Below are 11,442 nucleotides of genomic sequence, written 5' to 3'. Positions count from 1 at the left end.
TTGCGGCGGCTGGCGGGGAGCGGTAAGCCCTAAGCACGTCGGAAAAAGGGCGGGCCCCGTGCCCGCCCCTACAGAAGGCGTTTCGCGTCTTGCGTTTCGCGTTTGGCGTCTTGCGTTTCGCGTTTCGCGTCTTGCGTCTGGCGTCTAGCGTTCGGCGTACGACGTACGACGTAGGACGTACGACCCACGTTCAGCGTTGGGCGTTCAGCATCCCACCCATCACACCACCGGCGCCTCCGTGGGGTCGTGGATGCGCCCCTCGAGGCCGTTGAGGAAGCCGGCGGGGTAGCCCCGCTGCAGGGCCATGACCTCGGCGAGGATGCTCAGCGCGACCTCCTCGGGGGTCTCGGCGCCGACGGCGAGGCCCACCGGGCTGCGGACCCGCCGCAGTTGCTCGGGGGTGAGGGGGGTGCCCTCCCGGGCGAGGCCCTCCGCGATCTTCAGAAAGCGCGAGCGGGGGCCCAGCAGGCCGACGTAGGGGGCCGGGGTCTGGAGCGCGAAGGCCAGGGTGCTCTGGTCGATGAGGAGGTTGTGGTTCATCACCAGCACGAAGGTGCGGGGGCCGACCTCGAGCGCCCGCGCGAAGTGCTCAGGGCGCAACAGCCGGACCTGGGCCCCGGGGAAGCGCGAGGGGAGGGCGAATTTGTCGCGCATGTCCACCACCTGCACCCGGAAGCCCAATTGCACCGCCAGCCGCGAGAGCGGGACGGCGTCGTGGCCCGCGCCGAAGATCACGAGCTCGGCAGGCGGCAGGCTCACGTCGAAGAACACCGGGACCGTGCGCCCGTCGGAGGCCCGCAGGGCGTGGGTGGCGGCGCGGGGCTGCAAGGCCTGCAGGACCTGGTGGGCCCTGGCCCGCGCCTGGGCCTCGAGCCCCGCGTCGGCCAGGGCGCCCGCCGAGGCGGCCTCGCCCACGAACAAGCGGCCCAGGCCGGGCTCGAGGGGCGTCGCCAGCACCGCGAGCTCGCCGCGCTCGAGGGCCTCGAGCCAGCGGTTGGTGACGGGCTCGTCCTGCACGGGCTCGATGTAGACGTCCACCGCCCCGCCGCAGCCGATGCCCAGCCCCCACATCACCTCCTCGTCCAGGTTGTACTCCGTGCGCACGGGCTGCCCGTCCCGCATGACCTGCTGGGCCACCTCCACGATCTCGGGCTCGAGGCAGCCGCCGCTGAGCATGCAGGTGTAGCTGCCGTCCCGCCGCACCAGCATCCGGGTCCCCTCGCGCCGGTAGGCCGATCCCGTCACCCCCACGATGGTCGCCCACGCGACGGGCTCCCCCGCGGCACGGGCCTCGCGGATGCCTTGAAGCATCGCCTGGACTTCGGGTTGTTCCACGAGGCCAATTCTATCGGGGCGAGCCCGGGGTGCATTGGGGAGAAAGCTACGATGGCCGGGAGCGGGTCGTGCGTCGTGCGTCCTACGTCGTACGTCGTACGCAAGACACAAAACGCCTTTTGTTTACTCCCCTTGCTAAGGGGGGCTGGGGGGATCCCTATCCCCGCGCGCGGGGATGGGTGCCTTTCCACTACAAGCTGATGGCTGACAGCTTATTGCTCCTCGCCTTAGGATGAAGCATGGACCCCTACCTCGCCCGGATCATCGCCCTGTTGGGGAAGGACGACCCGTTGGCCTCGCTGGCGGCCATGCCGCGGCGGCTCGAGGAGCTTTTGCCGCAGATCGAGCCGGAGAAGCCTTATGCGCCGGGCAAGTGGAGCGCCCGCGAGATCCTTTGTCACCTGGCCGACACCGAGATGGCGCTGGGCTTTCGCTTCCGCCAGATCCTCGCGCAGGACAACCCCACCGTGCAGCCTTTCGACCAGGACGCCTGGGCCGCGCGCTACGGCGGGCTGCCGATGGAGCTGGCCTACGACGCCTTCAGGGCCCTGCGGGCGTGGAACCTGGCGTTGCTGCGCGGCCTGAGCGAGGGGGACCTGGCCCGCAGCTACTACCACCCCGAGCGCGAGGAGTGGGAAAGCCTGCACCTGCTGGTGCGTTTTCTGGCCGGGCACGACCTCAACCACCTGGGGCAGCTCGAGGTCATCGCCTCGCAAAGCGCGCGAGGCTGAAGGGCTCGGCGCACCCCCGGTGTCGCCGGGGGTGTCACGCGCCGTGCTCTGCCAGGAAGCCCTCGAGCCGCGCCTTCACCCCGGGCCACTCCTCGAGCAGCACGCTGTACACGGCGCTGTCGCGGACCCCGCCGTCGGCGGCGGGCAGGTGGGCCCGCAGGACCCCGTCGAGCTTGGCCCCCAGGCGCTCGATGGCCCGGCGCGAGCGCTGGTTGCGGGCGTCGGTCTTGAGGGTCACGCGCCGCACCCCCCAGACCTCGAAGGCGTGGGCGAGCTGCAGCAGCTTGGCCTCGGTGTTGACGCCGCTGCGCTGGGCCTGGGGCGCCAGCCAGGTCCAGCCGATCTCCACCGCGTCGGGGAGGCCCCCTCGAGCCAGCGGGCTCCCGGCGGGCCACTTCCAGTGCTCGAAGTTGGCGAAGCGGGTGCTGCCCACGGCCCGGCCGGAGCGCTTATCCACGGTGAGGAAGGGCACCGCGTTGCCCCGGGCCTGTTCGTCGAGGGCGGTCTGGACGTACACGCGCATGCCCTCGAGGGTGCGCGGCACGGTGGTGAGGGGGTAGGGCTCGGCCTGGGCGAGCTCGAGCAGCACCGGCAGGTGCTCCAGGGTGAGGGGCTCCAGGCGCACCCGCCGCCCCTCCAGGGTGAGGGGGCGGGTGACGTCGGGGTTCACGGCGCCCTCCAGAGCATCTCGTTGCTGGGGCGGAAGCCCAGCCCCTCGTAGATGCGGCGCCCGGCCTCCGAGGCGTGCAGCGCCACCGTGCGCGCGCCGCGCCCCCGGCAGTGCTCGAGGGCCTGCCCCACCAGCGCCCGCGCCAGCCCCCGCCCCCGGTGCCCGGGCTCGGTGTAGACGTTGAGCACGTAGCCGCGCAGGGTCTGGAGGCTGTCGGCCCGGGGGGGCCACTCCAGGAGCATCAGGCCCGCCCCGGCCACCACCTCGTCCCCTTCACAGGCCAGGAAGCCCGCGTAGTACCCGCTCTCCAGCGAGCGCCGCACCCAGGGGACGAAGGCCCGGATGGCCTCCTCCATGCCGGCGTCGTCGGGGTGGCCCATGTCCACGAACATGCGGCGGCGCTGGTGCGCGACGCGCTCGGCGTCGGCGGGGGTGGCCCGGCGGAAGGCGTACATCAGCGCTCCTCCAGGCGCTCCGCCATGCGCCGGGCGATGCCCTGCCCGGCGGGGTCGGGGCTTTGGGCCAGGGCTTCGGCCACGCGGCGCCGGTCGGCGGCCGAGCGGTTCTGCGAGAGCTTGAACTTGCCCTCCAGCCGCGCGATCTCGACCTCGAAGGCCACCACGCCCTTGACCATGCCCTCGAGGTAGCTCGCGGGCAGCGCGTCCATGTCCCAGGCCGGCTCGTGCTGGCGCACCAGGCCCCGCAGCATGGCCTTGACGGCCTCGGGCTCCTCCACCAGCCGCGCCTTGCCGTAGGCGTGCACGGTGACGTAGTTCCAGGTGGGCACGCTGGGGTGCTTCTCGTACCAGGACGGGGAGACGTAGCTGTGGTCGCCCTGGAAGATCACCAGCACCTCGGGGTTGGCCTCGAGGGTGGTCCACTGGGGGTTGGCGCGGGCCATGTGGGCCTCGAGGCGGTTACGCCCCGCGTCGAGCACGAAGGGCAGTGGGGTGGCGAAGGGCCGCCCCTCGTGGACGCTGACCAGCGTGGCGAAGCTGAAGCGGCGCATGAGCTCGTGCAGCGGGCCGGGGTCGTCCACGCGGAAATGGCCGGGCAGGTACATGCTTCCGAGGGTACGCCCGGATTGGACCGTCCGGAAGAGCCAATGCCAAGTGCTACACTGGAGCCAATGCTGAGCCTGCCCGGCTTCCAACCCCGGGGCGAAAGCCCGCTGTACCGCCAGCTCTACGACTACCTGCGCGAGGGCATCCTCAAGGGGCAGCTCGCGCCCGGCACCCGGCTGCCCCCCACCCGCGACCTCTCCCGCGAGCTCGGGCTCTCGCGCAACACCGTGGTCACGGCCTTCGAGCAACTGCTGGCCGAGGGCTACCTCGAGGCCCGCGTGGGCGACGGCACCTACGTGGCGCGCACCCTCCCGGGGCAGTGGGAGCCGCGGCCCCTGGCGCAGGGGCTCGCCGGCAACGGGCGGCGGCTCTCCCGGCGCGGCGAGGAGCTCGCCCGCACCCCCGTCACCCTGCGGCGCAAGCGCGGCAGCGGGGTCTTCCGCGCGGGCCTGCCCGACTTCCGGGCCTTCCCCATGAAGCTGTGGGCCAAGCTCGAGGCCCGCCACTGGAAGCTCGCCCCCGACGAACTGCTCAACTACAGCGACCCGGCCGGCCACCACCCCCTGCGCGAGTCCATCGCCGCCTACCTCCAGGCCTCGCGCGGGGTGGCCTGCACGCCCGAGCAGGTCATCATCACCACCGGCTCGCAGCAGGGGCTCGACCTCGCCGCCCGCCTCCTCCTCGACCCCGGCGACGCGGTGTGGGTGGAAGACCCCGGCTACCTGGGCGCGCGCGGGGCCTTCCTGGCGGCCGGGGCGCGGGTGGTGGGGGTGCCCGTGGACCCCGAGGGCCTCGACGTGGCCGCGGGCCGGCGGCTCGAGCCCGCCGCCCGGCTGGCCTACGTGACCCCCTCCCACCAGTACCCTCTGGGCGTGACCCTCAGCCTCACCCGGCGGCTGGCGCTGCTCGAGTGGGCCTCCGAGCACTCGGCCTGGGTCGTCGAGGACGACTACGACAGCGAGTACCGCTACCGGGGCCGCCCCCTGGCCGCCCTGCAGGGCCTCGACCGCGAGGGGCGGGTGATCTACGTGGGCACCTTCTCCAAGGTGATGATGCCGGGGCTGCGCCTGGGCTACCTCGTCGTCCCCCCCGACCTCGTCGAGGCCTTCGTCGCCGGGAGGGCCCTGATGGACCGCCACCCGCCGGGGCCGGTGCAGGCGGTGCTGGCCGAGTTCATCCGCGAGGGGCACTTCGTGCGCCACATCAAGCGCACCCGGCTGCTCTACGCCGAGCGGCAGCAGGCCCTGATCGAGGCCCTCGAGCGCCGCTTCGGGGGCTGGCTCGAGGTGCACCGGGCCGAGGCCGGGCTGCACCTGGCCGCCTGGCTACCCCCGGGCACCGACGACCAGGAGGCCTCGCGCCGCGCGGCCGCGCAGGGCGTCGAGGCGCTGCCGCTGTCGGCCTACGGCCTGGCGAAACTGCCCCGCGGCGGCCTGATGCTCGGCTACGCGGCCTTCACGCCGGCCGAGCTCGAGGAGGGCGTGAGCGCGCTGCGCGAGGCGCTGGGCCCGCTCATGAAGTGAACCTTTAGCCGGTTTCTCATCGCCGAATTGGCCTTGCCCTGGGGCCGTGGGCGACGCCAGGACCTTTTCATAAATTGGAAGCAAATGAGAGAACTCTAAGACATCTTGGCAACTTCTCATGAGAAATCCGCCTACCTTGCAGCCATGGAGCACATGGATCAACCCCTCATCCTGATTATCGAAGACGAGAAGGATATCGCTCGCTTCATCGAGCTCGAGCTCCAGGCCGAGGGCTACCGCACCGAGGTGGCCTACGACGGGGTGACCGGGCTCTCCCGCTTCCGCGAGGTCAACCCCAACCTCGTCATCCTCGACCTGATGCTCCCGGTGGTGGACGGGCTCGAGGTGGCCCGCCGCATCCGCAAGACCTCCAACATCCCCATCCTCATCCTCACCGCCAAGGACCGCGTGGAGGACAAGGTCGAAGGCCTCGACGCCGGGGCCGACGACTACCTCGCCAAGCCCTTCTCCATCGAGGAATTGCTCGCGCGCATCCGCGCCCACCTGCGCCGCGTCACCCCCGCCATCACCGGCGAGATCCGCGTGGCCGACCTCATCATCAACCTCGAGGGCCGCGAGGTCTTCCGCGCCGGCCGCCGCATCGAGTTCTCCAACAAGGAGTTCGAGCTGCTCGAGCTTTTGGCGAAGAGCCCCGGCAAGGTCTTCAGCCGCTTCGAGATCGAGGAGAAGGTCTGGCCCGGCTACCAGGGCGGGAGCAACGTGGTGGACGTGTACATCGGCTACCTGCGCAAGAAGCTCGAGGGCCCCAACGAGCGCCGGCTGATCCACACCGTGCGCGGGGTGGGGTACGTGTTGCGGGAAGATTGATGTCGGTGGTCGGTAGCCGGTAGCCGGGCGCGGGTCGTATGTCGTACGTCCTACGCCGTACGCAAGACGCGAGGCGCCTGGTTCCCCCCCTTGGCAAGGGGGGTTAGGGGGGATAAACCCTCCCCGCCGGCGGGGAGGGGCGAACCATAGGCAACACGCCACGGACTTAACGCTGGCGGTTGAAAGCTGACCGCTTATCGCTTAACGTCGAACGCCTCACCAATCTTCGGGCATTTAACGTTTAGCGTGAGGCCTTAGGCATCCCTATGACCCTGCGTAACCGCATTACCCTGCTCACCCTGGCGCTGCTGGTGTCTTCGTTGCTGGTGCTGGGGGCCGTCGTGTACGCGACGCTGCGGAGTTATCTGTTTTCGGGCATCCGCCCTGAGCTCGAGGCCGCCCTCTCCCAGATCGAGTCGGCCATCGACGACCCCAACGTGCTCAGCCGCCTCGAGGCGCTGTCGCGCATCTCGCCCAACCTCTACGCCCAGCTCGTGCGGGCGTTCGGGGACCTCCAGTCCCTGGGGCCTACCGGCCGGGAGTTCTTTACCGTCCGCATCCTCACCAGCCCCAACCTGGGCAGCTCGAACTTCTCGGTGTCCCTGCGCGACCTCGAGCGCGTGTGGCGGGGCGAGCTCATCTACACCCGGGCCTCGATCCAGCGCGACAACCTGCCCTCCCTCAACGTCCAGGTCATCGCCAAACGCCTCAAGGCCGACCCCTTCGGGCAGGGGGAGCTGCAGGACTTCATCCTGGTCGTGGGCCGCCCGCTCGACTCGGTGAGCCTGGTGCTCTCGCGCTGGCTGCAGGTCTACAGCGCGGTGGCGGTGGTGGTGCTGCTGCTGGCCGCGCTGCTGGCCCAGCGGCTGGTGCGGCGCACCCTCGAGCCTTTGGAGTGGGTGGCCCGCAAGGCCGAGGCGGTGAGCCAGAAGCCCGAGGCCCTGCCCGAGCCCCAGGGCCAGGACGAGGTGGCGGCGCTGATCCGCTCGCTCAACCGCATGATGGCCCGCCTCGAGAGCACTTGGCAGGCCCAGACCCAGTTCGTCGCCGACGCCTCGCACGAGTTGCGCACCCCCATCACCGCCATCCTGGGGCACGTGAGCTTCCTGCTGCGCCGCACCCCGCTCACCGAGCAGCAGCGCGAGAGCCTCGAGGTGGTCGTGCGCGAGAGCGAGCGCATGAAGAAGCTCGTCACCGACCTGTTGGAGCTCTCCAAGAGCGGCAACTGGAAGCTGCACATGGGCGCGGTGCACGTGCCCACGCTGCTCGAGCAGATCCAGGAGGAGTACGCCCGCAGCTTCGAGGGCCGCATCGAGCTCGAGGCGCCCGAAAACCTCTGGGTGCAGGGCGACCCCGAGCGGCTGCACCAGGTCTTCGCCAACCTGGTCTCCAACGCCATCAAGGCGCGGGCCACCCGGGTGCGCCTGGTGGCCCGCGACGTCTCGGCGGGGGTGGTGATCCGCGTGGAGGACAACGGCGAGGGGATCCCCGCCGAGCACCTGCCCCGCCTCTTCGAGCGCTTCTACCGCGTGGACAAGGCCCGCGACCGCGAGCGCGGCGGCACCGGGCTGGGGCTGGCGATCGTGAAGACCATCGTCGAGGCCCACGGCGGGCGGGTGTGGGTGGAGAGCACCGTGGGCAAGGGCACCACCTTCAGCGTTTCCTTAACGCGCGCAACCGCTCCGCAGCCTCAGTTGCGCTGATCTCGCCCTTCTCCAGCAGCCCCAGGATCTCCTGCTTCTCCTCGGGGCTGGGGCCGGGAGGGGGCACCTCCTCGTACTCGTAGCCCAGGGTCTTGAGCAGGTTCTCGAAGCGGGCCCGCACCGTGGGGTACGACAGGCCCAGGATGCGCTCGACCTCCTTGAGGTTGCCGCGCACCTTCACGAACAGCCGCAAAAACTCGAGCTGTTCGCCGGGAAGCTGGGCGAATTCGTTGGGCTGGAACTCCCCCTTGACCTCGGCGCGGCACTGGGGGTTGGAGCAGACCAGGCCCGACACCCGCAAGGGGCTCTGGCAGGCGGGGCACTGCGTGGGGACGGGGTAGATTCTCATGGGTTCACCTTCTCTGAGCCTCTGGAGGGCGGAGGGCCGGATACCGCTCACCGCTTCACCACTGCCCCACCTTGACCCGCACCGGGCCGCGCGGACCGCCCAGGGATGCCCCGCCGGCCTGGAAGCGGGCGACGTCCTGCAGCTCGACGTCAACGACCGTGAGGGGCCCCTGGTGGCGGATCAGGCGCAGGCCGGTGCGGGCTTGCTCGAGGTAGTACGCCGCGCCCTGGCTCCAGCGCCCGGCGAGGGCCTCGGCCAGGTAAACCAGGCCCTCGAGCACCAGCGTGGGGATGAAGAGCACGACGGGGATGGGGATCACCGGCCCCCGGACGTAGACGTAGAGGAAGCGCGGCAGGAGTCGCTGAAGGGTCGGCACGGCCCCATTTTGCCTCCTCCCGGCGGTCAGGATCTGAACGGCCATGAAACCCTCCAGCGTCCGTCAGGCGTCCGGCGCTTCCTCACACCACCTCGATGACCACGTGCATGGTGCCCTTGAGCGGGCTGCGCTGGCCTTCCTCGCCGGTGAACTGGGCCATGTCCTGGATCTCCACGTCCACCAAGCGGCCCTCCGGCAGGTCGCCCTTGAGCATGTCCAGGATGCCCGCCAGGTCGATGCCCTGGGCGCTCATGGCCTGCTTGGCGTCGGGGGGGATGAAGTTGGAGGCGAACTTGGCGAGCGAGACCGGCAGGTTGACGTTGACCTTGATGCCCTCGCCGTTGACCGAGATGCGCAGCATCCGGGCGATGCCCCGGGCGGGGGGCGCGGGCGGCGCAGGGGGCGCCATCACCGCCACCCCTCCTGGGGCGCGGGGGCCGGTGGCCGGGGGTTCGATGGCCTCGAGCAGCCGCACGGCCTCCTCGACCGAGATCTTGCCTTCCTTGACCATGTCCATGATTCGGCGCTTGTCTTCCATAGGTGTCTCCCTTGACGCTCAGGTGAGGAGGTTGAGGCTGCCCATCTTGACCTGGATTTCGAGCTTGGCTCTGCCCTGGCCCTCGAGGATGTTGAAGCTCTGGCGCATGCCGGGGAAGCCCCGCTCGTTGTCGAGGCGGTGCTTGCCGGTGCTGGTGAAGTTGCCCATGATCACCTCGCCCTGGGCCTCGTAGTCCGAGCCGGGCAGCAGCTTCAGCACGGCGCTGCCGGCCTTGACCTGCACCCGGTGCTGGCCCTGGTCGAGGTACAGCTCGGCGTTGAGGGTGCCGGCCTTCACGTTGGCGTCGATCCCGCCGAGGTTGCGGGCGATCAGGTTGCCCGCCCCGACGGAGGCCCGCAGGTAGGGCAGGTCGTCGGCGATCACCGTACCGGCCGAAAGGTCGACGTCGAGCCCCACCCCGCCGGGCAGGCTGACGGTGACGGGGCGCTCGTGGGCGTGCCATTCGCCCCCGTGCCAGCCTTTGGGGCCTTTGGGACGCGCGTCGAGGTGGTAGTCGGTGCCCTTGGCGCGGAATTCCGCCTCGCCCTCGACCCTCGGCTCGCTGAGGCTAGGATCGACCCGCACCTCGAGGGTCCGCGCGCTCACCCGGGCCCGCAGCCAGCGCGTGGGCCCGGCCTGGGCCTCGGCCTCCGCCTCGGCGGCTTCGGCCTCCGCGAGGGCCTCCAGCAACAGGCTGGCCTCCTCCTGGGTGATGCGCCCCTCGTCGAGCAGCGCCTGGATGCGTTCGCGTTCGGTCATGCCCTCTCCCGATCGGATCTGCTCGCTCATCCTTAGGCCCTCACTTCGAGGTTGCCCACGCTGACGGAGGCCTCGAGCCGCGCCGAGCCCTGCCCCACCTGGCGGGGGGTGGTCTCGAGGTTGCCCAGGCCCACCCGCGACTCGACCTTGACGCTCGAGCCGGGCAGGATCTTCACGTCCACCTCGCCCAGCGTGACGTTGAGGCGGTGGCGGCCCTCGGTCAGCAACACGCTGCCCTCGATCTGGCCGGTCTTGACCTCCACGTCCACGCCCTGCACGTCGCTCAAACCCACCTCGCCGGCCATCAGCCGGGCCTTGACGTAGGGCAACCCCCGGGCCCGCACTTCGCCGGCGGTGCCGTGCACCTCCAGGCCCCACCCGGCGGGCACCCGCACGGTCACCTGCCCGACCTTGAGCCCGCCCAGCAGGTTGCCCAGGAAGTCGCCGCCGGGGATCTGGGGGGAGACCTCGAGGTCGCGCCCGTTCTCGCGGGCCTCCACCTTGCCCTCGACCTGCGGCTCCCGGAGGCTGGGGTCGAAGCTGGCGACCAGCTCGCCCGCGGTCAGCCGTACCCGCACCCAGCGCAGGGCGGAGGGGTTCTCGCCGGCGCGGGGCGGGGCGTAGGCTTCCTGAGGGTTCCCCCCCGAGGCGGGGCGGTAGCCCACGGGCTCGCTGAAGGGGGCCTCGAGGGCCTCGCTCAGCAGCCGGGCCTCTTCCTCGGTGATCTTGCCTTCCTTGAGCAGGTTCTGGATGCGTTCGTGTTCGCTCATCTCGTCTCCTTCAGGCCTCGAGGGTGAGGTCGCCCTGGTTGTGCTCGATCCACAAGCGGGCCTCGCCCCGGCCCAGTTGGCCCTTGAAGTCGCGCCCGCGCAGGGTGAAGGGCCCGCGCGGGTCGAGGTCGCCCCCGCGGATGCGCCCCTCCACCTTCACGCTCGAGCCGCGCAGCTCGATCTCGGCGTCGGTGCTAGCCATCACCAGGCGGTGCTCGCCCTGGCTGAGCTTGAGGGTGGCCTCGAAGTCGCAGCTGTTGAGCTCGAGGTCGACGCCCTGCACCCGCTCGAGCTCCACCGAGCAGGAGTGGGCCCTCCCCTTCACCCACGCCAGGCCCTCGGCCTCGAAGTCGCAGCCGTGCACGTCGAGCTCGAGGCCCCAGCCCTCGGGCAGCTCGATGCGCACGTCGTCGGTGATCTCGTCGTCGGTACCGACCTCGAGGTCGGCGCCGTCGTCCTGGACGCTCACCGGGCCGCGGATGTCGGGCTCCTGCAGCCGGGGGTTCGCCTTGACCGCCACCGAGCAGTCCCTCAGGCGGGCGCGGACCCAGCGGAGGGTGGGCGGCAGCGTGCCCAGGCGCACCTGCTGGGTCTGTGGGCGGAAGTCGTGCGGCGGGGGCGAGGCTTCCTCGAGCTCGCGCAGCGCGCCCAGCAGGATCTGGGCCTCCTCCTCGGTGATGCGGCCCTCGCGCAGCAGGTTGTGGATGCGTTCGTGGTCGTTCATGGGGCTCCTCGCGGCCTCAGGCTTCTTGGATGAAGACGAACAGGGGTTGGAAGGAAGGGTTGGGGGCGGGGG

14 protein-coding genes are annotated in these 11,442 nt (G+C 70.8%); 4 read left to right on the top strand and 10 right to left on the bottom strand.

What is annotated here, in order from left to right; translation table 11 throughout:
- Positions 1-219: 219 nt before the first annotated feature.
- A complete protein-coding gene (locus Mterra_RS14460) occupies positions 220-1,335 on the bottom strand; it encodes an XdhC family protein (RefSeq protein WP_119315820.1) in 1,116 nt (371 codons plus the stop codon).
- Between the two features lie 239 nt (positions 1,336-1,574).
- Here Mterra_RS14460 and Mterra_RS14455 point away from each other — a divergent pair, with 239 nt between their 5' ends.
- Positions 1,575-2,066 carry a DinB family protein gene (locus tag Mterra_RS14455; protein WP_119315819.1) on the top strand — a complete coding sequence of 164 codons (492 nt, stop codon included), beginning with the start codon at positions 1,575-1,577 and terminating at the stop codon, positions 2,064-2,066.
- 34 nt (positions 2,067-2,100) lie between these two features.
- On the opposite strand, the gene Mterra_RS14450 is transcribed toward Mterra_RS14455, so the two are convergent.
- Genes Mterra_RS14450 through Mterra_RS14440 form a run of 3 tightly spaced genes read right to left on the bottom strand, consistent with a single transcriptional unit; the run spans position 2,101 to position 3,799 of the window.
- Positions 2,101-2,736 carry a GNAT family N-acetyltransferase gene (locus Mterra_RS14450; RefSeq protein WP_119315818.1) on the bottom strand — a complete coding sequence of 212 codons (636 nt, stop codon included), beginning with the start codon at positions 2,734-2,736 and terminating at the stop codon, positions 2,101-2,103.
- Positions 2,733-3,191, bottom strand: coding sequence for a GNAT family N-acetyltransferase (locus tag Mterra_RS14445; protein ID WP_119315817.1), 459 nt, complete (start codon positions 3,189-3,191; stop codon positions 2,733-2,735). The genes Mterra_RS14450 and Mterra_RS14445 overlap by 4 nt, the downstream gene beginning before the upstream one ends.
- A complete protein-coding gene (locus Mterra_RS14440; RefSeq protein ID WP_119315816.1) occupies positions 3,191-3,799 on the bottom strand; it encodes an FMN-binding negative transcriptional regulator in 609 nt (202 codons plus the stop codon). The genes Mterra_RS14445 and Mterra_RS14440 overlap by 1 nt, the downstream gene beginning before the upstream one ends.
- A 66-nt stretch (positions 3,800-3,865) precedes the next feature.
- On the opposite strand from Mterra_RS14440, the gene pdxR reads away from it, so the two are divergent.
- The 3 genes from pdxR (at position 3,866) to Mterra_RS14425 (ending at position 7,854) form a co-directional block, all read left to right on the top strand.
- Positions 3,866-5,323: a MocR-like pyridoxine biosynthesis transcription factor PdxR gene (pdxR, locus tag Mterra_RS14435; protein WP_119315815.1), complete on the top strand. Its 1,458-nt coding sequence runs from the start codon at positions 3,866-3,868 to the stop codon at positions 5,321-5,323.
- 153 nt (positions 5,324-5,476) lie between these two features.
- Positions 5,477-6,151, top strand: coding sequence for a response regulator transcription factor (locus Mterra_RS14430; RefSeq protein ID WP_018465226.1), 675 nt, complete (start codon positions 5,477-5,479; stop codon positions 6,149-6,151).
- A 266-nt stretch (positions 6,152-6,417) separates the two neighbouring features.
- Positions 6,418-7,854: a sensor histidine kinase gene (locus tag Mterra_RS14425; protein ID WP_119315814.1), complete on the top strand. Its 1,437-nt coding sequence runs from the start codon at positions 6,418-6,420 to the stop codon at positions 7,852-7,854.
- On the opposite strand, the gene Mterra_RS14420 is transcribed toward Mterra_RS14425, so the two are convergent.
- The 6 genes from Mterra_RS14420 to Mterra_RS14395 form a co-directional block, all read right to left on the bottom strand.
- Positions 7,805-8,203 carry a DUF2089 domain-containing protein gene (locus Mterra_RS14420; protein ID WP_119315813.1) on the bottom strand — a complete coding sequence of 133 codons (399 nt, stop codon included), beginning with the start codon at positions 8,201-8,203 and terminating at the stop codon, positions 7,805-7,807. The two genes, Mterra_RS14425 and Mterra_RS14420, sit on opposite strands and share 50 nt — an antisense overlap.
- A gap of 55 nt (positions 8,204-8,258) precedes the next feature.
- Positions 8,259-8,579, bottom strand: a complete 321-nt coding sequence (locus Mterra_RS14415; protein WP_119315812.1) for a hypothetical protein — start codon at positions 8,577-8,579, stop codon at positions 8,259-8,261.
- An 82-nt stretch (positions 8,580-8,661) separates the two neighbouring features.
- The gene (locus tag Mterra_RS14410; protein ID WP_119315811.1) at positions 8,662-9,117 is read right to left on the bottom strand and encodes an SHOCT-like domain-containing protein; all 456 of its coding nucleotides are present in this window, start codon (positions 9,115-9,117) and stop codon (positions 8,662-8,664) included.
- An 18-nt stretch (positions 9,118-9,135) separates the two neighbouring features.
- A complete protein-coding gene (locus Mterra_RS14405) occupies positions 9,136-9,876 on the bottom strand; it encodes a hypothetical protein (RefSeq protein ID WP_119315810.1) in 741 nt (246 codons plus the stop codon).
- Positions 9,877-9,908: 32 nt separating this feature from the next.
- Positions 9,909-10,646, bottom strand: a complete 738-nt coding sequence (locus Mterra_RS14400; RefSeq protein WP_119315809.1) for a DUF4097 family beta strand repeat-containing protein — start codon at positions 10,644-10,646, stop codon at positions 9,909-9,911.
- 10 nt (positions 10,647-10,656) lie between these two features.
- A complete protein-coding gene (locus Mterra_RS14395) occupies positions 10,657-11,370 on the bottom strand; it encodes a hypothetical protein (RefSeq protein WP_119315808.1) in 714 nt (237 codons plus the stop codon).
- Positions 11,371-11,442 lie beyond the last annotated feature (72 nt).

This window comes from Calidithermus terrae (assembly GCF_003574345.1).
GTDB classification, from domain to species: domain Bacteria; phylum Deinococcota; class Deinococci; order Deinococcales; family Thermaceae; genus Calidithermus; species Calidithermus chliarophilus.
Note: the sequence above shows the minus strand (reverse complement) of the source record. Positions and strands in the feature narration are given on the sequence as shown.